Source organism: Shimia gijangensis, assembly GCF_900142085.1.
Classification (GTDB): domain Bacteria; phylum Pseudomonadota; class Alphaproteobacteria; order Rhodobacterales; family Rhodobacteraceae; genus Shimia; species Shimia gijangensis.
The window spans coordinates 84858-110513 of sequence record NZ_FQZQ01000009.1 but is presented as its reverse complement, the minus strand read 5'-3'; the positions used below and the strand labels follow the sequence as shown (position 1 = coordinate 110513).

21 protein-coding genes are annotated in these 25656 nt (G+C 54.6%); 9 read left to right on the top strand and 12 right to left on the bottom strand.

Going from position 1 to position 25656, the window contains the following annotated elements; translation table 11 throughout:
• The first annotated feature begins 50 nt into the window (after window positions 1–50).
• Window positions 51–1766, top strand: a complete 1716-nt coding sequence (locus tag BUC32_RS09745) for an ATP-binding cassette domain-containing protein (protein ID WP_139280690.1) — start codon at window positions 51–53, stop codon at window positions 1764–1766.
• Window positions 1763–2524, top strand: coding sequence for a Frag1/DRAM/Sfk1 family protein (locus BUC32_RS09740; protein WP_073252050.1), 762 nt, complete (start codon window positions 1763–1765; stop codon window positions 2522–2524). Before BUC32_RS09745 ends, BUC32_RS09740 begins: the two co-directional genes overlap by 4 nt.
• Here the strand turns inward: BUC32_RS09740 and BUC32_RS09735 are convergent.
• The 3 genes from BUC32_RS09735 to BUC32_RS09725 form a co-directional block, all read right to left on the bottom strand.
• The gene (locus BUC32_RS09735; RefSeq protein WP_073252048.1) at window positions 2509–3126 is read right to left on the bottom strand and encodes a CDP-alcohol phosphatidyltransferase family protein; all 618 of its coding nucleotides are present in this window, start codon (window positions 3124–3126) and stop codon (window positions 2509–2511) included. The two genes, BUC32_RS09740 and BUC32_RS09735, sit on opposite strands and share 16 nt — an antisense overlap.
• Before the next feature lie 11 nt (window positions 3127–3137).
• On the bottom strand, window positions 3138–4679 hold the full coding sequence (locus BUC32_RS09730; RefSeq protein ID WP_175556919.1) for a xylulokinase: 1542 nt from the start codon (window positions 4677–4679) through the stop codon (window positions 3138–3140).
• Window positions 4680–4761: 82 nt separating this feature from the next.
• Window positions 4762–5883 (bottom strand): glycosyltransferase family 4 protein, encoded by a 1122-nt coding sequence (locus BUC32_RS09725; protein WP_073252044.1) that lies wholly within the window; start codon window positions 5881–5883, stop codon window positions 4762–4764.
• Window positions 5884–5973: 90 nt separating this feature from the next.
• Here BUC32_RS09725 and BUC32_RS09720 point away from each other — a divergent pair, with 90 nt between their 5' ends.
• Window positions 5974–6723 (top strand): phosphocholine cytidylyltransferase family protein, encoded by a 750-nt coding sequence (locus BUC32_RS09720; RefSeq protein ID WP_073252042.1) that lies wholly within the window; start codon window positions 5974–5976, stop codon window positions 6721–6723.
• Here BUC32_RS09720 and BUC32_RS09715 read toward each other — a convergent pair.
• The 8 genes from BUC32_RS09715 to BUC32_RS09680 form a co-directional block, all read right to left on the bottom strand.
• Complete coding sequence (locus BUC32_RS09715) at window positions 6720–7850, bottom strand: LptF/LptG family permease (protein ID WP_073252040.1); 1131 nt, start codon at window positions 7848–7850, stop codon at window positions 6720–6722. The genes BUC32_RS09720 and BUC32_RS09715 overlap by 4 nt on opposite strands.
• On the bottom strand, window positions 7847–8956 hold the full coding sequence (locus tag BUC32_RS09710; protein ID WP_073252038.1) for an LptF/LptG family permease: 1110 nt from the start codon (window positions 8954–8956) through the stop codon (window positions 7847–7849). Before BUC32_RS09710 ends, BUC32_RS09715 begins: the two co-directional genes overlap by 4 nt.
• A gap of 40 nt (window positions 8957–8996) precedes the next feature.
• Window positions 8997–9881: a phosphatidate cytidylyltransferase gene (locus BUC32_RS09705; RefSeq protein ID WP_073252036.1), complete on the bottom strand. Its 885-nt coding sequence runs from the start codon at window positions 9879–9881 to the stop codon at window positions 8997–8999.
• A complete protein-coding gene (locus BUC32_RS09700; RefSeq protein WP_073252034.1) occupies window positions 9878–10672 on the bottom strand; it encodes an SDR family oxidoreductase in 795 nt (264 codons plus the stop codon). The genes BUC32_RS09705 and BUC32_RS09700 overlap by 4 nt, the downstream gene beginning before the upstream one ends.
• Before the next feature lie 4 nt (window positions 10673–10676).
• Window positions 10677–11777: an inositol-3-phosphate synthase gene (locus tag BUC32_RS09695; protein ID WP_073252032.1), complete on the bottom strand. Its 1101-nt coding sequence runs from the start codon at window positions 11775–11777 to the stop codon at window positions 10677–10679.
• Window positions 11774–12223, bottom strand: coding sequence for a DUF4833 domain-containing protein (locus BUC32_RS09690; RefSeq protein WP_175556918.1), 450 nt, complete (start codon window positions 12221–12223; stop codon window positions 11774–11776). Before BUC32_RS09690 ends, BUC32_RS09695 begins: the two co-directional genes overlap by 4 nt.
• Before the next feature lie 179 nt (window positions 12224–12402).
• The gene (locus tag BUC32_RS09685; protein WP_073252028.1) at window positions 12403–13629 is read right to left on the bottom strand and encodes an aminotransferase class I/II-fold pyridoxal phosphate-dependent enzyme; all 1227 of its coding nucleotides are present in this window, start codon (window positions 13627–13629) and stop codon (window positions 12403–12405) included.
• Window positions 13630–13771: 142 nt separating this feature from the next.
• Window positions 13772–14263, bottom strand: coding sequence for a class I SAM-dependent methyltransferase (locus tag BUC32_RS09680; protein ID WP_073252026.1), 492 nt, complete (start codon window positions 14261–14263; stop codon window positions 13772–13774).
• Window positions 14264–14497: 234 nt separating this feature from the next.
• Between BUC32_RS09680 and BUC32_RS09675 the strand changes: the two genes are divergently transcribed.
• The 4 genes from BUC32_RS09675 to BUC32_RS09660 are packed head-to-tail and all read left to right on the top strand — an operon-like array spanning window position 14498 to window position 20341.
• Entirely contained in the window at window positions 14498–16270 is a 1773-nt protein-coding gene (locus tag BUC32_RS09675; protein WP_073252024.1) for a dipeptide ABC transporter ATP-binding protein, read from the top strand.
• A complete protein-coding gene (locus tag BUC32_RS09670; RefSeq protein WP_073252022.1) occupies window positions 16263–18152 on the top strand; it encodes an ABC transporter substrate-binding protein in 1890 nt (629 codons plus the stop codon). The genes BUC32_RS09675 and BUC32_RS09670 overlap by 8 nt, the downstream gene beginning before the upstream one ends.
• 12 nt (window positions 18153–18164) lie before the next feature.
• Window positions 18165–19193 carry an ABC transporter permease gene (locus tag BUC32_RS09665; RefSeq protein ID WP_073252020.1) on the top strand — a complete coding sequence of 343 codons (1029 nt, stop codon included), beginning with the start codon at window positions 18165–18167 and terminating at the stop codon, window positions 19191–19193.
• On the top strand, window positions 19190–20341 hold the full coding sequence (locus BUC32_RS09660; RefSeq protein ID WP_073252018.1) for an ABC transporter permease: 1152 nt from the start codon (window positions 19190–19192) through the stop codon (window positions 20339–20341). Before BUC32_RS09665 ends, BUC32_RS09660 begins: the two co-directional genes overlap by 4 nt.
• A gap of 87 nt (window positions 20342–20428) precedes the next feature.
• Here the strand turns inward: BUC32_RS09660 and BUC32_RS09655 are convergent, their stop codons facing one another.
• A complete protein-coding gene (locus BUC32_RS09655) occupies window positions 20429–22792 on the bottom strand; it encodes a mechanosensitive ion channel family protein (protein WP_073252016.1) in 2364 nt (787 codons plus the stop codon).
• Between the two features lie 411 nt (window positions 22793–23203).
• On the opposite strand from BUC32_RS09655, the gene BUC32_RS09650 reads away from it, so the two are divergent.
• Window positions 23204–24421: a glycosyltransferase family protein gene (locus tag BUC32_RS09650; protein WP_073252132.1), complete on the top strand. Its 1218-nt coding sequence runs from the start codon at window positions 23204–23206 to the stop codon at window positions 24419–24421.
• On the top strand, window positions 24418–25653 hold the full coding sequence (locus tag BUC32_RS09645) for a glycosyltransferase (RefSeq protein WP_073252014.1): 1236 nt from the start codon (window positions 24418–24420) through the stop codon (window positions 25651–25653). Before BUC32_RS09650 ends, BUC32_RS09645 begins: the two co-directional genes overlap by 4 nt.
• Window positions 25654–25656 lie beyond the last annotated feature (3 nt).

The following is a 25656-nucleotide window of genomic DNA, read 5'->3' as shown; positions in this document are numbered from 1 at the left end:
TACTTTGGGTAAAGCCACTAGCGTATGCCGACCAAGACGAGTGAGCAAAATTGAACAATTCCAATGCAGCTATCAGCCCCGATGAGGCTGGATTTCGCAAGTTAATTAACCGGCGAATGATTGTCCTGCGGGCTTTGCTTGTCACGAGCGGAGTTGTGCGGGATCCGGTCATCATTCTGACGTTTCTAAACAGCCTTAGCCGCGCGGCTATGATGTTTGCGATAAACGAAACAGCGCGCACAGCCAGCGATGGTATGGGATGGTCAGTTGTTTTGTTGGTGGTGTCGGCGATTACGATGCTGGCTTGTGGATATCTAACCCGGGTCCGGGTGCACCGTTTGATTGTTCGTGTCAAAGAAGCCATGCGCTTGCGTATGTCCCGGGCCCTTTTGCGCGCCAACATTGATTTTCTTTTGTCCAGTTCGCACGGGCAGGTTTTTTCAGCAATGACCTCGGAAGTTGACGAAGTTTCCGGCGCGATCATCAATGTCATTGAATCCATTGAGGCGGTTGTGATCGTGTGTATCGCGGTTCCATATCTGTTCTGGATTTCTCCAAGTGCTGCGCTCGTCACCTCTGGCGCCATGGTTCTTGGCGGGTTGGGATACTTGATCTTTGATCGCCCGGCCCGAAAAGAGATGGTGATAACCTCGCGTGCCCGAGCAGAATTCTGTGACCGGGTGAGTGATATGCTGGCGGGTTGGAAAGAAGTCCGCCTACGTGACACGCGCCGCCACGCCATCGAAGTTGAAACCCAGCGCGTGATCCAAAAATTTGGTGCGAGCGCCAACCGCGCTGAAGAACTGTATTCTATGAGTACAGCTTTTGGTCAGGCGGCTGTTGTTCTTATGCTGTGCTTTGTTGTTGTTGTGGTTCCGCTCTTACCCGGAGGAAACACTGCAGTCATGTTTCAGATTTTGACTGTGCTGTTCCTGACCAGTGGGCCGATCGAGCTTTTGTTCAACGCATTTCCTCGTATGTCGCGGGCCGAAAATGCCTATTTCCGGATCCAGGTTGTCGAAGCCGAATTGTTGCGCATGCAATCTCCTGGCCTTCAAGGTGAAATTGTGCCGCGAGGAAGCTTCCAAAGTCTGGAGTTGCGCAACGTGATGGCCACCGTTTCCGAGGCTGGCAACCGTGATTCAGATCCCTTTGTTTTGGGGCCGGTCAATTTGACTTTCAAACCCGGGGAAACAATTTTCATTTGTGGGGGCAACGGGTCTGGTAAGACCACGCTTTTGGGGTTGATCACAGGGCTGCGCAATCCTGACAGTGGTGAAATTCTGTTGGACGGCGCATCGATGGACCCAGAAACCAAGGCGGGTTTTCGCGAGCTGTTCTCCGGAGTATTCAGTGGTTTTCACCTGTTTGACCGCACGTTTGGCATGACCGACCAAGAGGTGTCTCTGCTCAAGGAACGCATTGCTGAACTCAAACTGTCGGACCGAGTAAGCCTGCACGAGGATCGGTTTTCGACACTGACCTTGTCTGCCGGGCAAAGGCGGCGTTTGGCGCTCGCTGTCGCGCTGGCTGAGAGCCGACCTATTATTATTCTGGATGAGTTCGCGGCAGATCAGGATCCGGCCAACAGAGCGTATTTTTACGACGTTCTGGTACCGGAATTGGCAGCAAGCGGACAATTGGTGATTGCCGTAACCCATGATGACCACCAGTTTGGAAAATGCGACCGCCTGATCAAAATGGAAGCCGGAAAAATCGTTTCTGATGAACCGCAATCCCGCGGAACACTTGCGAAAACGCCATGACCACCAGGTTTGTTCCAACCCGCTCAAGTGCCGCATTGATGACCCTGTGTTTGGCATTCACGGGCTTCGTCATCGTGGCTGTAAACATCCTTATTTATCGCGCACGGATTGTCTTTGGACAGAACAACCCCGACTACATTGCGGTGGAACCTCCAACCATTAGTCGCGCCATTTCTGATCCGATCGTTGGAGAGCCTTTTGCTGAATGGATGGCGATATGCGCGCCTGTCCTATTTGTTGGAGTTGCAGCATTGGCCATTGTTGCATGGCGGGAACTGCGACGAGGCGGTCAAGCCATTCCGCGCAGAGACTACCGGATCGTCACAGCTTTATGCCTGATTATTGTAAGTTTGCAGGGGCTTGCCTCAATTGGAATGGTTCTCCTTAGCCATTATCGGTTTCCGGATTTTGACGAAATGCATATGGCAGGCAGCTATCTGTTCTTTTTTTCGCAGGCTTTTGTGGTGGTCTTCGGTGAGCTTCTGGGGCGCAGACTTGCGGCTCAACCCCGGCAATGGTCGCTGGTTACAGCCCGGATGGCCCGGTTCAGAAGGCTATACGTTTGGGTGCCGATCATACTTGGTGTGGCCTATCTTGCGCTTTTTGTCCTGAAAGGCTTTGACTTGGGTGCGATCAACGAAGGTCTCTACATTGCCTATACAATCACAGAGCCTCTGCTTATTTCATCGTTTCTAGGGTATGTTCTGGCCTATCACTTTGATCTTTGGAGCGGTCTTCGCAGCTATTTGCGCGATTGATCTTCGACTTTCAGCATTCCCCAGGCACGCCTTGCCCGTTGCAAAGCGGTGGCATGTGAGAGCAAAGCAAATCCAGCAAGCCCAGCAACCACAATTCCGTCTTTGTACGCAGGCAGCAGACCCGCCAAAACCAACACCAGACACAGATAGATCACGCGTTCCATGCGTTCAAAGAAATCCGGCCAGTTTTCGTTGCTGACGGGCATTTCGATGGCTGCACGCGCCTTGGCATAGCTGGTCAGAACACTGCCAGAAAAGGCCAGCAACGCCAAAATCCAGACATCGTGGACGTATGCAAGTGTTCCCAGCACAGCAAGCTCTTGATACCGGTCCACCACTGCATCGAAATAACCACCCGACAGGGATCGCATGTCGCGCCGACGTGCCACCGCGCCGTCCAGAGCGTCAAAGGCAAAAGCGACCCCCAAAGCGAGCCCATATATCAACGGTGAACCGTGCCAAACATAACCCAAAGAGACCAAGACGACTAAAACCAAGCCTGCAAAAGTGACCTGATTTGGGGACCATCCGGCCTTGACCAACGGGGTTGCCATGGCTTCCCACAGAGGGTCAATCTTGTCCTTGATTAGACCGTCGATCATAGCGCTCTCCTTTAAGGGCGATAACTGCGGATCAGGTCCCGCCGGATTTTTTCAAGCCGTGTGTTTCGCATTGCCAGCGCTTCGACACGGTCAGGATTTGGAACATAGTGCGCAGTCGTGTGTGTGCGCAAACGGGCTGCGGCCTCAAACGGGTCAGCCGCCCAGCCTTGCACTTTCGCGGCAAGAGTTGCTGTGCCCAAAACACCGGCATGACGGGCTTCTCCAACACGGATCTCGCGATCAAAAGCGTCCGCAACGGTCTGCGCAAAATCGGGGTTTGCGGCAACGCCGCCCACCATCGACAAAGGTCCGTCCATGCGAATACCCTTTTCACGCGTCACCTTTGAGTAGGACCACAGCATGTTGAGCGCCACGCCTTCTACCGTTGCCCGCCGCATCGCGCGCGGATCGTGGTGCAGCGCCAGCCCATGAAATGCTCCGCGCACAAGATCGTTGTCGATCGGAACGCGCTCTCCGGCAAGCCAGGGCACAAAGTAGGGGTCATCCGGCAATGGAGTGCCCATGTCGTCAAACGCATTGGCCAGGTTCTCACCTTCAGTTTGCCCTCCGCTGATCCGAACGGCCCATTCCATCGCAGAGCCCGCGTTTTCCTGAGAGGCCACCAAAAGAGGACGAAAGCTCAGGCTGCTTGAAATCGTGGCGTAAGAATTGGGCACGTTCAGCCGCCGACCGCTCATAAAGCCGGATATCCAACAGCTTGTTGACGCGCAGATATGCAAAGCACCGTCGTCAACCTCTCCCGATCCTAAGGCCGCTGCGGTCACGTCAGATGTGCCACCCAAAACAATGGCGTCTTTGCTCAACCCCAACTCACCCGCGGCCTCAGCCGTGAGAGTTTCAACAACGTCCGTTGCATCAACAATCTCGGGTAGTTTTTCGAAAGGAATCCCCGTCATTTTCGACAGAGTTTTAGACCATCCCTCGCGGCCGGGGCGCGAATCCAACAGCCATGTTACATTCGCGCTTTCGGCTGATGACGTGAAACGCCCAGTGGCGCGGTGCACCAACCAGTCTTTGACATCCAGAAACCAACGGGTCTGAGCGGAAATATCAGGTTTGTGTTTGGCGACCCACAGTATCTTGGCAATTGGGTCCATCCCATTTTTCGCCGGGGCGCCATTGGCAATCCGCAACCAGCGCAGCAGTTTGCCAATCTGGTATCCATGGGCAGAAGGGAACCCCCCTATCAGGTCGCGCCCGGTTTGGGCTGCTCTTTTGTCCAACCACGTCATGCAGGGCATCAAAGGTCGCCCATTAACATCCGCGCAAATCAGCCCGCATATCTGGCTGCTGAACACCAGAGTCGTTGCCCGCTCTTTAAGGTTCGGGATGTCGTGTCGAAGGTGCGACAATGCGCGCGCCAGCGCAGCCCAAAGATCAGCCGGATTTTGCTCGGCAATGCCTCCGGGAGCAAGATTTAGTGGATAGGCTTCAGTTGCCTTGGAAAGCAGCGTCAGATCGCCATCAACCACCCCGACTTTTACAGCCGAAGTGCCAAAATCAGCAGTGATCACAAGATCGCCGTGTTGCACGCCAGTCCCCTTTGTTGGCTCGCTGCAAGCTGGCACAATAATGGCCGCGAGCGCAACCAATCAGGCGGTTTAAAAACCGAAACTAGCGGTGGGTCAGGGCCCTTTGCCGAGCGGTTTGGTACAGGCTGAGGAATGCGGGGCCACAGGTGCCGACATCAAAGGCACTGGCGTGAGTTTTTGCCCAGAATTGCAATCCCTTACGACGTTCTTTGTCACTCGCGATGGACAATATCTTTTTGGCAAAAGCGCCTGCATCGCCCGGAGGCACCAAAAGATCACTTCCTGCGCCCGTCAGCACAGTAGTGAACCCGGCATTGGCAGCGGCAATCGGCAACGCCCCTGCCGCCATCGCTTCGATCAGAACCAAGCCAAAGCTCTCGCCTTCCGTTGCCGGTGCGGCGAACACGTCGGCGCTGGCCATCAGGGCAGGGGCCTGGGCGTTTGATGGCGGAGGCAAGAAAGTCACGCGGGGTATCGCCTGAGAACTTACAAGAGCGCGCAATTGGGCTTCCTGTTCCCCTCCCCCTGCAATCGTCAATCGGGCACCTTCCAAGACTGCAGCGATCTTCGGCCAGGCTTCTAGCAGAACGCGCACACCTTTGCGCTCTTCCAGTCGGCCCATATAGAGAACATGCAGAGGGCCGGATCGAGGTGTGCGCGCAGCGTGCCACCGGGACAAATCGATTGTAGGTGGCAGGATTTCCGGGACTGTGGGCACCTGTAGTTGCTGCCATTGCGCTTGTGGAGCGAGCGAGGGCACAGTCACACAATCGAGCCGCTTGTGGAAATAGCGGGCGGCCCGGCGAATATACCATGTGAATGGATCAAAACCCGTGTCGTCTGGCAGGGTGGCATGAAACATTGCAATCGAAGGTAGCTTTAGCTGGCGCCACAGTTGCCAGGCCATCATAGGTGTCCACGGCGTATGCAAATGCACGACCTCGGCGCCCCAATCCTGCAAAGAGCGGGTGCAATCCTTCAGCTCTGCACGCGAGGCTCGGCTAATCTCAAAGGCCGTGCCATGAAGAGCCATGGACCGGAAGGATCCAAGCTGCGTTATGTCATCTTCTTCGCAATGACCGGAGGGTGCGATAATACGCACTTCATGACCCTGTCGGCGCAGCCAGGACGACAAATCACGCACATGCGTTTGAACCCCACCGGGGCGGTCCATGGCATAGGGGCTGATCTGAACTATCTTCATATACGAATTGAGTTGCGTGAAGCTTGAGGTTAACCAAGCCCTACCATAGGCTCGCCCTCGTATTCGAGCAGATTTGGATAAGTTCATCAAATGACTGAGTTGAAAGCCCTGATTATCGCCGCCGGGCGCGGCATCCGTATGGGGCCCCGAGGCGAACTTACGCCCAAGGGGCTCATCAGCGTTGCTGGTACGCCACTTGTACAAAGATCAGTGCGATTATTGCAGGAGCGCGGCATTCAGTCAGTACGAATTGTGACAGGCCATTTAGCCGACCAGTACAACGCTGCCTTTGAAGATGTTGACGGCGTTGAGCTGGTGCATAATCCGCTGTACGCGACCACGGGTAGTTTGCGATCTCTGATGACGGGGCTGGAAGACTTGCAAGGACCTTTTCTTCTTCTGGAATCTGATTTGATCTATGAGCGCGCGGCGCTTGATCCCGTGGTAGCACATCATTCGCGCATTTGGGTTTCCGGCCCAACCGATACAGGGGACGAATATTATACTTGGGCCCGCTCTTCAGAGGCAGGCAACCCCGTACTCGATACGATGTCCAAAGACGCCGCGGCGCACGATCGGGACCACTATGGCGAATTTGTGGGGCTGAGCTGCTATTCTCCTGAAGGAACCGAGGCGCTAAAAAGCATTGCCGAAGCTTGCCTGTCGGCCAATCCCAAATCTGAATATGAATTGGCTATGATCCGGTTGTCTAAAGATCATGACGTGGATTGCCACCTCATTCCGGATCTGGTGTGGACCGAGATTGATGACGAAGTGATGTATGCCCATGCAACCGATGATATCTGGCCGCTTATTCAAAAGCGTGATGGTCGGTGCTAAGGCTTCTGCCGACGGGGCGCGCCATTCAATCTCAGCTGGATCAGGATGCCCGCGAGCATTGCAAAAATCAGCGGCGTCGTTGTCGCGGCGAGCGGCGATAGAACTCCGAACTCCCCCAGCGCCCAGAAGGATTTCACAGACACCAGGCAGATGTATCCAAACGCCCCAAGCGACAGCAGGCGCCACCAAGCAAAGAAACGGCCATTGTGCCCGGCTTGCGCAAGGCTTGCACCAAGAAAGGCAAACACACCGGGTAATATCCAGGCCACCAAACGGCGCATGACGGCTGTCTCTGCATCTGGAGTTTGTTCTGCGCCTTTCACGGCGGCAATCTGGTGCAATGGTGCGTTGGGCAGATAAAATCCCAGAATTCCAAAATACTGCAGGTGTGTTTTTGTGAGCGCCAGAGGCAACGACAACTGTTCATATTGCGTCGGGAACATGGTGTTTCCTTCTGACCCTTGCCAGACGGTTACATCAAACAAAGTCCACTGCCCGTCGGCCTCAGCAGGCTCTGCGCGCGAAGCTGATATGATCCGGCGAAGGTCTACATCTCCCACACCTTCGAACACGCGCAGATCGTGTAATTTCGGATCGTCACTGCGTAGAATGCGCGCTTGTATCGCGCGGTCACCCTCCAGGATCCACTGGGTTCCAAGCTCGCCTTGTCGAAAGCGTTTGGCATAGGTCCCAATCTGCAAATCCACTTGAGCAAAGACAGCGGCAGGACGTACCCAGCCTTCTAATGTGGCCTGCAAAGTTCCTGTTACCGCGCCAACACCCACAAGAGCCGCAAAGATCAATGTCGGAGGTGCTCCTGCCGCGCCCAGGATGACGTTTTCCATACGTTGGTGACGCAGCAGCTCTGCGATGAAACTCCCTGCGAGACAGGCCATCGGCAGAAGGCGCGCCAGAATATCGGCCGATCGGTAAAGCAAATACTCCAGCATCAGTGGCAGCAATGAGATGTTTTCATCAGCGGCCTTAGTACGGATGTCTTCGATAGTTTGTGCAAGATCGATAGCAATAGCCACTGTCAGCAGCACAAATGTCACAAAAGCAATTGATTTGAGGTGGGTGGCCGCAATATTGCGAGAGGCTATGCCGGTGAAAACACGGGCGTTCATGTGCTTGCCTTTACGGGTTTCATGATGGCCTCTCCGCGCCACAGAACATAGCCAAGCGGGGGGCCAAGATACGCAAACACCGCCAAAACCGAAAGCACCCATGGCGACAGGGACAGACTGGCTTCAGCAATCAAACTGCGCCCGGCAACATCGCAGAACAGCAAAATGATCGAGGCAAGGGGCAGAGTTAGAAACCGCGCGAAACCCGCCCCACCTGCCAGTACGGCCACCAAAGCCAGCAATGCGGCCATAGGCACCAAAAGCGCCCGCGCTCCAACACTGGCGGCATGTTTCATCTCTTCTGGCGAGAAATTTAATAGCCTCTCATCCTCTTGGATCGAATAATCCGGGTCGTGAACCACATCGCTTAGGCGAAACGCCATTTCGCCACTGTTAACCCCAAAAGCACTGACCGCACGGGGCGGGTCTGCTCCAAAGCTGCCATCATAGGCGCGCAAAGACTCCAGTCTGATATTGTGGCTTCCATTCAGATCGGGTCCGACGACGGTCCAGTCATGAGATTGGCTCACTCTCCAAGTGTCGGCGATGCCCGGTTGAAACACGAAAAGCTGGCCACGCTCTTGTTTGTCAGAGGTCGGAGACGTTGCAATGAATGTGGTGTCCAGAATGGTCAGCCGTGAGCTGTGTCCTTCGGGAGTGGTGATTTGGCGAAGTATGAAGTCGGCCTTGAGCTTCGTCATCGAAATCCGTTCGATGTAACGGGCTTGGGGCACGAGATATCCCGCGATGCAGATCGATAAGACCCCGCCAACCAGCCCAAAAAGCAGGGCAAAACTCACCACTTTGGTCCAGCGAACTCCAGCGACTGACAGAATGACTAATTCGCCACGGTTCCGCGAGTCCAGAACTGCAAAATAGACGGCAATCAGAACGCCCAACGCCAGCGCCAGGTCCATGATCTCAGGTGCTTCCAGAGTTAGCAGCCACAGCACATCGCTGCTCTCAGCGTCGTTGCGCAGCGCTTCTTCTAAAAGCGAGGTAAAGCTTTCGGCCATAAACACTGCGACGACAAGTGCCAGAAGCAATGCCAGACGTGCCAGCGTCGGAATAGCAAGAATGCGAAAGACAGGGCCAAAACGGATCATGCCCAGAGTTTCCTATTGCCGGACCGCTGTGGCAAGAGCTTCAAAGCAGGTTCTGCAGGGTGATAAGCAATGAAATTGCGGCACCGGCGGCAATCCAGGAATCAAAAATATCCAAAGCCCCGCCTTGTTTTTTCAGAACGGCCGGGAAATCCTTGACCCCGCCGGCCCGTTTCAGCCGCGATCCTCCCAAATCTCCGGCGACCCCAAAGCCGCAGGCCGCAGCGGTCAGCAAGATCGCGGGCCAAACCGGCAGATTTGCCCAAAAGGTGACACCCGCGACCACAACCATCAGGCACAATGCCCCTCCGATCAGCCCTTCAACAGTTTTGCGTGGGCTGAGCACAGGAAAGGCCGGAGTGCGACCAAGAAACTTACCCACTGCATAGGCGCAGCTGTCAAACAGCTCGACCAGAACATAGATGATCAGGACCAGCGGCCGCAGGTCAGGGTTCAGGGCGGAGAATGCTAGAATTGCCATCGGGATTACGGGAAACAGGGCCACTTCGGCCAATGCGTGCAACCTGCCAGTCGAAGGGTTTGGCACAAACACCCGTCGGGAAAAAATCAAAAGCCACAGACCGGCCAGTCCAATTGTCAGGATAGGCGATAACATTGCCATTGCTGCCGCCACTGCGGCGCCAACACCAACTTTGACCGCTGCGGGGGCACCCAGCCGGACATGGGTTGCCTCATATCCTGTCCGAAAAGCCAAAATCAGCAGAAATGGCACAAGCGTTAGGGCTCCGCCCCAAAACATCATCAGAATGGTGCCCGCAACAATCAGCATGCTTAGCATGGCCTGAAACGTATCGCGCGCCGCTTCGCGCTTACCCGGAACGAGCAGCAGTGAAGACACCATTCCTACACCAATCACCAGCAAAATGGCGGTGGTTAGCACGACGTCGTTGACGGAAAGAGCGTTCATAGTGCTTCCTTGCGGATGATCCGTCGCTGATGCCATCGCAACACGGGGGCAATCAGGCTGGTCAGACGGTTTAGTGCCTTCATCTGGACACCCGGGGCGACAATGAATTGATTTCTTTCCATGCCATCCAACAAAGCCTTGGCCACGCCATCAGCACTCCAAAGCCCGCCACCCTCGGTGATTTTTTGTGTCGCTCTGGGCTTGGTGCGTTTTTCAGCTACAAACTGTGGCGTGTCCGTGTCTGGCGGATAGCAAAGCGTAATGCCAATGCCCATGGGATCCAGCTCAACCTGCAAGACTTCGGCCAAACCGCGCAGGGCAAATTTTGACGGCGCGTAAGCACCGTAACCATAGATTCCAAAAAATGCCGCGCCGGAAGAAATCAATCCGATCTGCCCGGCCTCAGCTGTCTTCATGGGCCCGGTGACCGCATGTGTGAAATACAGCGCTCCAAAATAATTGATGGCCATATGTTCTTCATGCAAATCCAAAGGCTGTTCGGTAAAAAGCCCCGGCGTGGCAATACCTGCGCTGGCGATGGCCAGTCCGGGCGTTCCCAGTTCTGCGATGGCCGCGTCTACCGCCTGAAAAATGGCTACTCGATCACTGACATCCACAGGATAGGTGCAGACAGTTACGCCGGGCGAGGCAAACAGGATGTCCTGTTTGGCGTCCGCAAGCCGTTTTTCGTCCCGCGCAAACAGCGCGATGTCGCGTCCTGACTCCGCCATCAGACGTGCGGCGGCTAAGCCGATACCGCTAGAGCCGCCGGTGACAAACCCCGGCTTCATCTGCTTAGGATCCGTTGGCAAAGCCGAGCAACAGATCGTGCGCGTCTGTGTCTTCAACCTGCGCCGGAGGATGCTTGAACAAAAACGCACTTGCTGCGTTCACAGGTCCGGAAAGGCCACGGTCGCGGGCAATTCTTGCGCATCGAATCGCGGTCAGCGCTTCTGCGGCCGCATTGGGGCTGTCTTCGACGTCCAGCCGCACTTCGATATTGGTGCGTGCGCCACCAAACAAACGCCCTTCAAGGCGGACATAAGCGACTTTTCGGTCGTTCAACCATGGCACATAATCCGATGGGCCAATGCGAATGTCTGTTTCTTCAAGCCGTTCTTCCATGGCGGCCTGAACCGCTTCGGTCTTGGATTCACGTTTGAGTTCCAGACGGCCATGTTCGGACATGTTCAGAAAATCTGTGTTGCCACCGACGTTCAACTGATATGTGCGGTCAATCTCAACGCCGCGCATATCCGCCAGATTTGCCAATGTACGGTGAACAATGGTTGCGCCCAGCTGTGCCTTGAAATCATCCCCAAGAACCGGGAGGCCAGCCGCTTCGAACTTGGCAGCCCAAACCGGGTTTGACGCAATGAACACTGGAATGCCATTGACCAAGGCAACGCCAGCCTCGATCGCACATTCTGTGTAAAATTCGCAAGCCTTCTGAGACCCAACAGGCAGGAAGATGATCATCACTTCTGCGCCGCTTTCACGCAGAACCCGAACCACACCCTCTTTGTTGAGTGCCGGTGTTTTGGAGAGCCTAAAACTGCGATCCTCGGGTTTTGTCAGCATATGAGCCGCAACTCCGTCCAGATCAGGTCCGCGGTGGACGATCGCTGATTGCTCGGCCAGGTCAGTGTGAAACTGCTCGGTGCAATTTGGCGCTGCAAAAGCGGCTTCCCCCAAGGTTAAGCCAACTTTGCGGGCATCGACATCAAAGCCAGCCACCAGCTCAACATCAGCTGGCGTATAGCCATCCAATTCTGGAAAGCTAACGCCAATCGCATTGGCACCAAGAGCACGGCAGTAAGAAACTCCTTGGATCAAAGAGCTGGCACAGTTGCCAACACCTACAATCGCCGTGCGGATTTTATTGTTGTTTGTCATTCGCGGATGTCCCCATCGGAAACAGAAATTAGATGTGTTACGTATTTATTCAAAGTTGGATCAAACGTGACGAGGCGCAGTTGCACAACTCGTGTAATCAATCCACTTTCGTCAAGGTCTAGATAGCCATAAATCAGCCTATAGTCACGGTTGTTTATGCGTGCCCACAATGCAGCTGAATTTGGCCCGGTATGACGCAATTCCAATGGCAGATTCGACAAAGCCGCGAAGCGAACAGCCCAGATCTTATCATTTTGGTTTTGCCGGGATTTTACACCATAGGCGAACTTGCGTTCGATCCACTTCAGCGCGCGTGTTTGACCCTGTTCGGCGTAGCGTCGCCAATACGCTTTGATGGGGACTTTTTTCAGCGCCCCTTTCGGGTCGTACTGTGTGGTATAGACAACTGTGTTCCGGTTCATCGACCGCTGAAGATAAAACACCATGTTCTGATCGCTTGGCGTCTTCCAGGTTGGCTGAATTTTGGGCAAGCTGGCAGAGGTCTCTGACCGAGTCAGATTCAGACTTGGGTCGGCGGGAGACGAGTTTGGCAAAATACATGCAAGACACGCAGCCAAAATGGCACCGATCAGGGCGCGACGTTTCGGTATTTGCGGTGACGTCATTACTCGGCACTGATCCGAGCTACGCCTGAACGGCACGTTTCCAAAGCCTCAGTGACTGCCGCAACAACACGATTCAGATCGTTTTCTGTATGAGATGCCGAAATGAAAAACCTAATTCGAGGCTGATCTTTGGGAATTCCGACGTGAACGACTGGCGGTGCGTAAATTCCGGAGTCCATCAGAGATTCGGCGACAAAAACGCATTCTTCCGGAGTTTCAAACAGAATGGGCACTACGGCTTCGCCAATGGCGGTACCGGTGTCGAGACCAGCGGCCTGAGCGGCTTGCATGAAGTGACGCGAGTTGTTGCGCAATCTGGTCACACGCCATGGTTCAGATTGTAGCTTGTCCAGCGCCGTATGGGCGCTTGCGATTGTTGCCGGTGGCAATCCAACCGAGAATACGAATCCGGGCAGAGTGAACCGCAACCATTCAATCACTTCACCTTCGGCGGCGATGAAACCACCTGACGACGCAAAACTTTTTGACAGCGTGCCCACGGTCAGCTCTACGCGTTTTGGGTCCAGGTCAAAATGTTCACACAATCCTCTGCCGGTAGGTCCCAGAACACCATAAGAATGCGCTTCGTCCAACAAAAGCCAGGCATCGTGGCGTTCTTTTACTTCCAGCAAACGCGGAAGATCCGTCAGATCGCCATCCATCGAAAACAAGCCATCTGTCGCGATCAGAACTCGGGCATATTTTTCCCGATTTTCGGTCAAAAAGGCATCCAGCGTGTCAAGATCATTGTGCGGATAGGTCTGAAAATCGAAGCGACCTGCTTTGCAGCCCATGATGATCGAGTTGTGTGAAAGCTCATCCGCGATCACCAAATCCTTTGAACCCAACACATGGCCAATCAGAGAGAAATTGGTCAAATACCCGGAAATAATGGTTAAGACGCCACCCACGCCCAGAAATTCAGCCATCGCATTTTCGAAAGCCCGGTGCTCTGAACGCTCGCCGCCCACCAAGCGAGACCCGCCAACACCTGTGCCATGGCGATCAATAGCCAGCTTTGCGGCTCCGGTTGTTTCAGGGTCTTGCATCAAGCCAAGATAGTCGTAGTGCGACATGCTGAGATAGCCGTCCGGCCATTGAGCAGACGAGTCTTCTAACGTATCTGTTGGTACAAAATACGGATGCCCATTTTCAATGAGAGCTTTGCCGCTCAGCCGGAATCTCCGCTCAGCATAGGTCAGGAAACTTTTGTTTTCCGGCGGCATGAATTTCTCCGATCAATATTCAGTCAGAATAGGGTGAGTTTTGCAATGTTCCGATGTTACCGCAAAGTTTGGCCATCGGGGAGCTTTTTTGTGAATTTCCAAACTGTTGCGGGGTCTCCGGTGCAAATCTGGTTGCGGAACCTTAAATGTCTCGCCGGTAGATGAAGCAACGTCCTTGAATGGCCGTGTCCGGGATAGGCTGTTCGGTCAAGTTTTCAAAAAACATTCGATCGCTTGAGACCATCAACCCGCCAACTGCCAACATTGGTTCAATGAGTGGTGAAATGGTTTTGGCAAAAAGAACATTCTTTTCCAGATTGTGTCCCCCCAGATCTGCATGGACGAGCTGCGCCGTGGGGCCAAACCGTTTCAAAGCCTGCGGGAGCGTTTCGCGGACATCGCCCAGAATGGTCATGTCTTCATCAGGGGTCGATGCAGGGTTTGATTCGACCTTGCGTTCAAAGACGTAGATTTCGCGCTCGGGCATTCTTTCACGCAGGTGGTCAAATGTACGGCCGTTGCCCAATCCAAGTTCAAACACGGGTCCGCCCATGCCTGTGGTTGCGTCAATGGCATAATCCAGACAGGCGCGCTGGGAAACCATGCGGTTTATGAAAACGTCCAGACGGCTCATTGGGTGTCCTCGCAGTGGGTAAATCCGTCTTCGTCCTAGACGAATTATCGCACCAAATACAACCCTGCCATAAGATTGTGAGCCGGTTGGGCGTCTGACTGCAAAACTTCCTGTGAACCGGCTTGCCCGATTGCGACAAAACGTGCTTCACTCGGACAGAGCTCATGTGGCGTCGCCGGAACATAATTACTCAAGTACCGCGAATGCAAAAAAAACAGAGCCAGGGGAGATCGCGTGACGGCACTATTGAAGGTTGAGGGGCTAACCATTGGTTTCGGCAATGCCGCTCCTGTCGTGGATGACGTCAGTTTTTCGGTGGATCCGGGGGAAACTCTGGCTTTGGTCGGCGAAAGTGGCTCAGGAAAAACTCTAAGCTGTCGGGCTGCATTGCGCATTTTGCCAGCCGTGGCGCAGGTCCGTGGCGGCGCGGTTATGCTTGATGGCCCGGATGGACCCTGTGATCTGATGGGGCTCACAGAGCGCCAGATGTGTTATGTTCGCGGCAACCGTGTTTCGATGATTTTTCAGGAGCCTATGCGGTCACTGTCGCCGCTGCATCGCATCGGCAATCAGGTGATCGAGGTGCTGCGCTTGCATGGCACAGCCAAAGGGCAGGGCGCTCGCAAACGTGTTTTGGAAACCTTTGAACGTGTCGGGTTTAAAGACCCGGAACGTATCTATGGTTCATATCCGTTTGAGCTTTCGGGTGGCATGCGCCAGCGGGCAATGATTGCAATGGCCATTGTCGGCAAGCCTGATTTGCTGATCGCGGACGAGCCGACCACAGCTCTGGATGTGACTACTCAGGCGCAGGTTCTTGGGCTGATCAAAGAGATTCAGCACGAAACTGGCATGGCGATGATCCTGGTGACTCACGATCTTGGCGTCGTTGCGAACATGGCCGACAGTGTGACTGTGATGAACCGGGGCCGTGTGATGGAGGCCGGGCCAGCACCGTTGGTTTTGGGCAGTCCACAACATGGCTACACCAAAGAACTTTTCGCCGCCGCACCAATGATTCCAGAATCCAGTGAGCAAAAGGCCAAGGACGACGGGCGCGATTATATTCTTGAGATGCGCAATGTCTCCAAGACCTACACATTGAAGGGCAAAGCGCCCTGGCACCCTAAAGAACATGTTTATGCGGTGCGCGGCATTGAATTTGGAGTGGAACGCGGCAAAACGCTTGCGGTTGTGGGCGAGTCGGGTTCGGGCAAAACCACCTGTGCCCATATGGCGCTGGGTGCAGAATGGGCGGACCCCGGTGCGGAAATCCTGTTCAAGCCGGAAAAAGGCGCTGAGGCAGTGAACCTTCAGGAGTTGGGCTCTGCCGACCGCCTCGCCTTTCAGCGCAAAGCGCAAATGGTGTTTCAAGACCCGTATTCCACGCTGAACCCGCGCATGAGGGTCAAAGATGCATTGTGCGAACCTATGGAGATTCACGGGCTGGGAACCCACGGCGAACGAATAGAACGCGCCACAGAGATGTTGCGTTGGGTGGGGTTAAGTGAAAATATGCTGACCCGGTATCCGCATGCGTTTTCTGGGGGCCAACGCCAACGTTTGTCAATCGCGCGGGCCTTGATGTTGGGACCAATGTTTCTTGTGTGTGATGAACCGACCTCAGCGCTGGATGTGTCCGTGCAAGAGCAGGTTTTGCAATTGCTCGAAGAAATCCGCGACCGTTTGAACCTGTCTTACATGTTCATCAGTCACGATCTTGCCGTTGTTGCCCGGATTGCTGATGAAGTCGCCGTGATGCGCGAAGGTCTGGTAATCGAGCAAGGCCCGCCCGAGGCATTGTTCTATTCACCGCAGCACCCTTACACAAAGGCCCTGCTTGCCGCGCAGCCGGAACCGGATATCAATCGCCCGATTGACCTCCAGACCGTCAGCCAGGGCGCTGGCAAGCCCACAACATGGCCCGAGGCGTTTCGGTTTGATGACGTGACGATCCCACCCTTGTTGGAAACCAGCCCCGGTCACAAGGTACGCTGCCATGTTTAAGCGTGTTGCCGTAACCTTTTCGGCCTTGATTCTGGCCACCTCTGCCCTTGCGGAATTGGGTGAAAGCAGTTTCTGGAAGGCGGAAGTAGACGCCGGAAACTTGCCACCTGTAGCCGAACGCATGCCGTTCGCACCGCTGGTTGTTGATCTTGAGGCCAAGGATCGCGCAACCGGCAAACAGGGCGGAACACTGCGCACCTTGGTGACCCGCACCAAAGATGTGCGCCAGATGGTGGTTTATGGGTACACCCGGCTGGTGGGGTACAACCACGAATACGAAATTGTTCCTGATCTTTTGTTGGCGCTGGAGAATGAAGAAAGCCGGAAGTTCACGCTGCGTTTGCGTCCGGGCCACAAATGGTCAGATGGCGCGCCCTTCACGTCCGAAGATTTCCGCTACTGGTGGGAAGACGTGGCCAACAATGAACAGCTGTCTCCGTCAGGCCCGCTGGAATTCTTACGTGTTGAAGGCGAACTGCCCAAGGTGACCTTCCCCAATGAGACCACGGTGATCTATGAGTGGTCCAAGCCTAATCCGCAGTTCATTCAGGAACTCGCCGAAGCGCGCCCGCCGTTTATCTACCGTCCGGCCCATTTCCTGAAACCTCTGCATAATAAGTACGCAGACGAAGAATCGCTTCGGGCGGCATTACGTGAAAAACGGGTGCGCAGTTGGGCCGCGTTACACAACAAGTCAGACAATCTGTATAAATTCGATAATGCGTCTCTGCCGACGCTTCAGCCATGGATGCTGGCAACCAAAGATGGCAAAAGCCGGTTCCTGTTTGTGCGCAATCCCTTCTTTCATCGCGTCGACACGGCGGGCACTCAACTTCCCTATCTCGATATTGTTGAAATGAATGTGGTGAGCGGTGGGCTTGTCGCCGCCAAGGCCAATGCAGGCGAAGTAGACCTTCAAGCACGCGGACTTGATTTCAAAGATATAGCCATCTTGAAAAAGGGTGAGAAACAGGGTGGCTACCACACTCTGTTGTGGGGAAATGGGACCGCATCTCAGATCGCTATCTATCTGAATCTTAACTATAATGACGAAGGTTGGCGCAACTTGATGCGTGACGTTCGGTTTCGACGTGCGCTTTCAATGGCGATTGATCGTGAGATCATAAATAAGGTGCTTTACTTTGGTCTCGCTGACGAAGGCGCGATGACAATGCTTCCGGAAAGCCCGTTTTTCAAAGAGGAGAACCTTAGGGCTTGGTCACAGTATGACGTGGATGCTGCCAATGCTCTTCTGGACGAGATCGGCCTGACAGAACGCAACAAGGACGGGCACCGCCTGTTGCCGGATGGGCGCCCTCTTTGGGTTGTTGTTGAAACTGCCGGAGAACGCCAAGAAGTCGAAAATGCCCTGCAAATCATCGTCGACAATTGGCGGGCCGTGGGCGTGAAGCTGATTATGCGTCCGCTGGAGAGGGATATCCTGCGCAACCGGGTTTATTCCGGGCAAACTCAGGCGGCGGTCTGGTTTGGTTGGGACAATGGATTGGCGCAACCGTTTACACCTCCCACCTACGCTACCCCGCAGCAGCAAGAGTTTTTTGCCTGGCCCAAATGGGGGCAATATTACCAGACCCATGGGGACGCTGGCGAAGCCCCGGACATGCCCGAAGCCATGCGATTGATTGAGTTGGCGGAGGCTTGGCGCCGGTCGTCATCCGATCGGGAACGCGCCACCATCTGGCAGGAAATAGTGGATATTCACGCAGATCAGGTCTTTGCAATTGGGCTTTTGTCCGGCGCGCGTCAGCCTGTGGTGGTGAACAACGATCTTATGAATGTACCAGAGACCGGCATCTGGGCCTGGTCGCCGGGTGCGCATTTCGGAATCCATCGCCCCGACGAATTCTGGTTCGACCGGTAAGGAGCAGACCTCATGGCAATACTGCGATTTGCAGTCTTCAGGTTTATTACAATGCTCGCCACTTTGGTGGTGGTATCAGTGATGATTTTCGCCATCATCAACCTGCCCCCGGGCGACTACCTGTCCAACCAAATCAACGAACTGCGGGCCACCGGGCAATCTTCTGGCGTCGCCAAGGCGGAATTCCTGCGCACGGAATATGCATTGGACCGGCCTTTGTGGGAACAATACCTGATCTGGATGGGCTTTGCCCCGGGCCCACATGGGTTTTCCGGCATGATCCAAGGCGAATTTGGCTGGTCATTCGAATTTGACCGCCCTGTCGCGGACATTGTGGGCGGGGCTTTGTGGCTCACGGTTCTGGTCAATATGGCAGCCATTTTGTTCGTCTATATGGTCGCCTTACCGCTGGGGGTGATCGCCGCGGCGCGGTCCAAAACATGGATCGATTACACATCGGCCTTTGTCGGTTACTTAGGTCTCGCAACACCAAACTTTTTGCTGGCGTTGATTTTGTTTTACTATGGCAATCGCTATCTGAACCTGCCCATCGGCGGCCTTATGGATCCGAAATTCGAAGGCGAACCGATGAGTTATGAAAAGATGAAGTCGGTTCTGGTGCACCTGATTATCCCGACATTTGTCATTGGCACCTCAGGTGCCGCCGCGATGATGCAACGCCTTCGTGCCAATTTGCTGGATGAGTTGGGTAAACCTTATGTGGAGACCGCCCGCGCCAAAGGCATGAGCGAGACACGTATGCTGGTCAAATACCCTTTGCGTGTAGCCTTCAACCCCTTTGTCGCCGACATAGGAACGCTATTGCCTGCGATGGTCTCCGGCTCGGTTCTGGTGTCGGTTGTACTGGGCCTGCAAACCATTGGCCCGTTCCTTCTCACCGCGCTCAAATCGCAGGATTTGTTCCTGTCGGCTTTCGTTCTGATGTTTGTGGCCATGCTGACCTTGGTTGGTACGCTAATCTCTGACCTGTTACTGGCGCTGCTTGATCCGCGCATCCGCTTTGGAGGACGTTCTGCATGACGACCTTACCTGACGGACGCTACATCGATCCAAAACCCTACGAACCCGATACAGGGGCCGAGGCGCGCCATGCCGAACTGGACATGCCCAACTGGATGCTGGTCTGGCGGCGGTTCAGGGAACACAAACTTGGCCTGATCTCTGGCCTGTTCTTGCTGATATCTTATGTAATGCTGCCTTTTGCTGGATTCATTTCGCCCTATACCGCCAATGAACGCGCACCGGATCACCTTTATGCGTCACCTCAGGGCATTCACATGTTCCACGAAGGCAAGCTGATCGGGCCATATGTGTACCCGATTTCGGCGGAAGTGAATCTGGAAACCTTCAGCTGGGAATACACACCGGATTACGAAAATCCGGCCAGGCTGAATTTCTTCTGCGAGGGCTCGTACTACAAGCTCGCAGGTTTCATCAAAACCAATCGCCACTTGGTGTGCGCCCCCGAAGGCGCCACGATCTTCCTGCTCGGGGCAGATCGACTTGGGCGCGACGTGTTCTCGCGCATCCTTTATGGCGCACAACTGTCTTTGACAGTTGGACTTGTCGGCATCTCGGTTTCTTTCCTGATCGGCATCGTTTTAGGCAGTATCGCAGGGTATTTCGGGGGCTTCCTGGATTGGATCATCAACCGGGTGATTGAAATTTTGCGCAGCCTGCCTGAACTGCCTCTTTGGCTTGCGCTCTCGGCGGCAGTGCCCTCACATTGGGGGCCCGTGTCGGTGTTTTTCATCATATCGATAATTTTGGGGATACTCGACTGGCCCGGACTCGCCCGGGCGGTGCGATCCAAATTCCTGTCGTTGCGCGAAGAGGAATTTGTGCGTGCGGCTGAAATGATGGGGGCCAAGCCCTCTCGTGTGATCCGCAAGCATTTGTTGCCGAACTTTCTCAGCCATCTGATTGCCAGCGCGACCTTGTCTATCCCGGCGATGATCCTTGGTGAAACGGCATTGTCGTTCTTGGGCCTTGGTCTACGTGCCCCTGCCGTCAGCTGGGGCGTGATGCTGAATGATGCCCAGAATCTGGCCTCAATTGAAATTTACCCGTGGACGGCCATCCCCATGCTGCCCATCGTAATTGTGGTTTTGGCTTTTAACTTTTTTGGCGATGGGTTGCGCGATGCACTAGACCCCAACCGGGCCTGATCGTCTACCAAATGGATAATAATATCCCGGGGTGAGCAGTGTCTTTGCATTTCAAAGACGGCGTGGGGGGCAGCGCCCCTTGCCGACCTATCGGTCGTCGCCACCGCCTTCGTCTTCCATCTCTTCTTCGATGGCCCCCAGAACGGCCCCAGCGACGGCTTCTCGTTGTTTCGGTGTCAGTTTGTCAGAGTCCTCATCAGCCAGCCGTACAGTGACCTGGCGGTGTGCAAAGTGGATGTCTTCACGTTCAAACAACGATCGGATTTCTTCGAAGACCTTTTTACGCACCAGCCATTGATCGCCGGGCTTGGTCATGAACTTCACCCGAATGATCATCGCAGAATCTTCCATCTGGATGACACCCTGTGATTTTAAAGGCTGGATAAAGTTGTCACCGATCACCGGATCATCCAATAGTTCCACGCCCAGCTTTTTGATCAGCTTGCGTACCTTTTCGACATCGGTGTCATAGGTCACCCGCAAGGGCAGTTTCATGATCACCCAGTCGCGTGAATAGTTGGTCAGGAACTGAATTTCCCCAAATGGAACCGTGTGAAGTGGCCCAAGATGGTGACGCAGCTGAAATGACCGAACCGAGATTTTCTCAACGGTTCCTTTAACCCCGCCAATGTCGATGTATTCGCCTTTGCGGAATGCATCATCGAACAAAAAGAACGCTCCGGAGAAAATATCACGCACCAACGTTTGCGCACCAAAGCCAATGGCCAGACCAACAACACCGGCACCGGCAAACAAGGGGCTCACGTTGACACCCATTTCCAACAGGACAATCAGCCCAATGGTGACCAGAATAATGATCAGGATAAAATTGCGGAACAACGGCAATAGTGTCGCCAGACGACTGGCCCCATTGGCCCCGCCTTCATCGCCCAACTCGCCTTCTTCCCCGGACATCTCACCCTGTTCTTCGCGGATTTTACTGTCAATCCAGATGCGGAAAGCATTGTAGAAAATGTATCCGATGAACATGATCACAATGACATCCTGACCCCGGCCGATGAAGCCATCGCTGGTTAGCATACCTTCGCCACCCCAGATGCGCATGCAAGCGAACAGACCTGCCACCATTGCCAGAATACCGGAGATACGCCGCGCAAGATCTTCGAAGGTGTTCAAGCGTCTTGCCGAGCTTTCGTCCAGAACCTCACCCAAAACACTGGCTTCTTCATCTGTGATCTCATGCCCGGCGGCCAAAGCCTGCGCGGCCTCCTCGGCGGCGTCATTCATTTCCTGGATTGAACGCGCCCGGTCAAAGTATCTTTCGATGCCAAAGTTGATTGTCGCGTACACCACGATGATTGATGTGAAGATGATATATGCACCGGCAATCAGCGGAATGGTGGCGGGCACGTTCATCATCAACTGATAACTCATCTGCATCCAGCCAAAGATCATGTAAACGATCATGACGGGCGCCCAAAGCTGGCTGGCCAGACGGGTTGCCAAAGTGACTTGTGTAACTTCTCTGCCTTTGCGAATAGCCGCAGAGATTGACCGACGATTTACAAGAACCATGGCAATATTGAGCATGGCAAACAAAGTCGTCAGAGCCACGACCATAACTGCATAGACATCGTAATTCAGGCCAAGTTCGTTCAGCCATGTGCCGAACATGGCGGTGCAGACATCAAGGGTGGCCACAAAGAATAGCCAGTTGTGCAGCCGCTTGGCATCTGGGGTTGAAAATGCAGGGATACGGTATTGTTCAAGATATGGCGACAGGATCATACGCCAGACAAGCGACACCATTCTGACCGCAAAATAGGCCGTTGTGATCGTGTAATAGGTGAATTCGATTGCTGTATCATCCGAGATGCCAAACAGCATGGCACTGATGATGATCGCCACCAGGATCGATATGCAAATGCCAACGGTGCCAGCGACAAACCGAAACGCCAGAAATGGTAGTTTTTCCGAATACCCTTGTGGGTTTTCCTTGACCCTCGAGACGACGTAGTTGCGCGCAAATCGTTTGCCAAAAATTTCACGCTCGAACAAATGCCCCACAGCTAGCAGCCCAAGCGTCCACAGCAATGTTTTGAAAAAGGCGCTGATCTGACCTGTCGGACTGGACGCCCTCAGGATGAATTCTACTTCATTAATGGCCGCGGGAAGCGCATCCAGCCGCTGTTGCAGGATTTGGCGAAAGCCGTCGATCTTGGTTTGCACTTTCATCAGGGACGACATGCGTTCGCTGGCGGCCTCTGGTTCCAAAATCTCTTCGGGTGGCTGGTTGCCCTGCGCTGCTCCAAGCACGTTTCCACCGGGGTCCATAACGATGACGCTTACACCGCTTTGTGCGGCTTCTTTCATTATCTCCGCGAAGGTCTCGGTTGATGCCGCACCGTCGTCTTGCGCAATTCCTTGTAAAGGAGACAGAAACAGAGTCGTAACAAAAACGAGCGTGGCGATCAGGCGGGTCAGGTACATGGAGATTCTTTCGGAAAAATCATTCTTTACAGGTTTAGACCAACGCAATTGGGCGGGCAAATGCACAACATTGCGATCAAATTGTGCACAGAGATCACCAGCACACGCAACTCACAAGTCGTCGATGTTGCTGAGGACATGTGGCGCAATGGTTTGGAATAGCAAACCCGGGAGTGTTGGATCAGCCGAGAGTTGGGGCCCTTTCTAACGGTTATCTCATACTTTGAGGGTTTTCTTGCCGGGATTCTTCTTGCCATGACGCATTCGCAGTTTACCTCAGTAAGAAGTGGCGCAATAAGAGCACTCGGAAAGCCAGACTTTTTGCTTTACGATATCAAGGATGTGCTGGCTAGATCCGAGTCGGATTTGCATTTGTAGAGTCGCATCAAAGGGGGCGGGGAGTTGCCTGACGTGACACACAATCCGGGACAAGGGGCAGCATCGGCCTCGCCTCGTGTTCTGTTTTACAGTCACGATACCTTTGGTCTTGGCCATTTGCGCCGCTCCAGGGCCCTCGCCAGCGCGATCACTGGCGCGGACGAGCGGATTTCTGCGATCATCCTGACCGGTTCTCCAGTGGCCGGGCGCTTTACCTTTCCCCGGCATGTGGACCATATCCGCCTGCCCGGTGTGACCAAGAATCCCGACGGGTCTTATGCGTCAGAGACTCTGGGTCTGGATATTGACGAGACCACTGATCTGCGGGCCGGCCTGATCAAATCGGCGGCCATGCATTTCAAGCCCGACATTCTGATCGTCGACAAAGAGCCTACGGGCTTTCGCGGTGAGTTGATCCCGGCCCTGGACTGGCTGCGCAGCCAAAGCCAGGCGCGCATCGTGCTGGGATTGCGTGACGTCCTGGATGAACCGGAAGTTCTGGCCACAGAATGGGCCCGCAAGGGTGCGGTTGAGGCCGCAGAGAAATATTATGACGAAGCATGGGTCTATGGCCTGCGTTCGATCTATGACCCTACTGCTGGTCTGGATTTATCCCCGTCCTTCCGCAGCCGGATGAAATACACGGGCTATCTGCACCGCGAAGAGCTGAATGAAGGCATCGTGCCTCACGAGAATTATATACTGATCACCCCCGGTGGTGGCGGTGATGGCGAAAGCATGGTGAACCTTGTTCTGTCCGCCTACGAACAAGACCCCACTCTGCAACCCAATGCCAAACTGGTCTATGGACCGTTTCTGTCGGGTGAAAAGCGGGCCGAATTCGAAACAAGAGTCGCGGCGCTCAATGGACGCGTGGAATCCATTGGGTTCGAAAGCCGCATTGAGAACCTGATTGCCGGGGCGAAGGGCATTGTGTCGATGGGTGGGTACAACACGTTTTGCGAAGTGCTGTCTTTTGACAAACCCGCAGTGATCGTCCCACGCACGAAACCACGGCTGGAACAATATATCCGCGCGCATCGCGCCGAGGAACTGGGGCTGGTGCGCGTTTTGGACGAATATCGTGACGGGCTGACCGTTACGGCTATGATCGACGCCATTCGCAGCTTGCCCAGCCAGAATAAACCCTCGCACGCCTTTGTGCCGGGTCTGCTGGACGGTTTGGATTTTGTGTCAAGCCGGTCACTGGAATTGCTTGGACTTCGACAGGATGCACAAGGGGTCGCATGACCATTGCCCGTTCAAAGCTGGCCGTGGTGGTCAAAGGCTGGCCGCGCCTGTCTGAGACTTTCATCGCGCAGGAACTTGTCGCGCTGGAAGAAGCAGGGCACGACCTTGAAATCTGGTCGCTGCGCTTTCCCACCGATAAAAAAACCCATCCTTTGCATGAACGTCTAAGGGCACCTGTCCGCTACCTGCCTGAATATCTGCACCAGGAACCGTGGCGCGTTGTTAAAGGCCTTTTGTGCAATCTGGGCCGTAAAGGGTTCTGGACTGCGTTAGGACTTTGGGCAAAAGACCTGCGCCGGGATTTCACGCGCAATCGTGCGCGCCGTTTTGGACAAGCTTGCGTTTTGGCAGCTGAGATGCCGAACGATACGGGTGCGCTTTACGCCCATTTCATGCATACCCCTGCATCGGTCACGCGGTATGCGGCTGCAATGAGGCGATTAAATTGGGGGGTGTCTGCCCACGCCAAAGATATCTGGACCTCTCCTGAGTGGGAGAAACGCGAGAAACTGCAGGCCAGCACGGCCGGGGCGACCTTCTTGGCGACATGCACCGGGTTTGGCGCCGAACATTTGCAAGGGCTGGCGGATACTCCGGATCGGGTTGAGCTGATTTATCACGGTTTGGATCTCGCGCGCTTTCCCGCCCCTCCTGACAGCCGCACAGAAACAGGTGTTGTTCGGTTTCTGTCAGTTGGGCGATTGGTTGAGAAGAAAGGCTTCGACAATCTGATCGAAGCTCTGGCGCTGTTACCAGATTCTCTGGACTGGCATTGGGATCATATTGGCGGCGGTGGATTGGGCGATCAGTTCAAAACACGTGCAGAAGCGCTGAGATTAACAGATCGCATCACCTGGCATGGCGCTTGCGATCAGCCCGAGGTGATCGAGGCCATGCGGCGTTCAGATGTGTTTGTACTCCCCAGCCGGATTGCCAGCGATGGCGATCGCGACGGGCTGCCCAACGTTCTGATGGAGGCGGCATCGCAAAAACTTTGCATCTTGTCGACACCGGTCTCAGCGATACCGGAATTCATCACATCAGGCGCCCAAGGCATTTTGTCGGACGATGCGCCGGAGGCCCTGGCCGCTGCGATGTCCGACCTTGCTCAGGGCCCTGAGAAACGTCGGTTGCTGTCCGAGGCCGCGTATGACCGGCTCACCTCCCATTTTCTGATGGCGCCGGGAATTGCGCAACTGGACCGCCGTATTGCCACTTTGCACAAGGGCTGATCA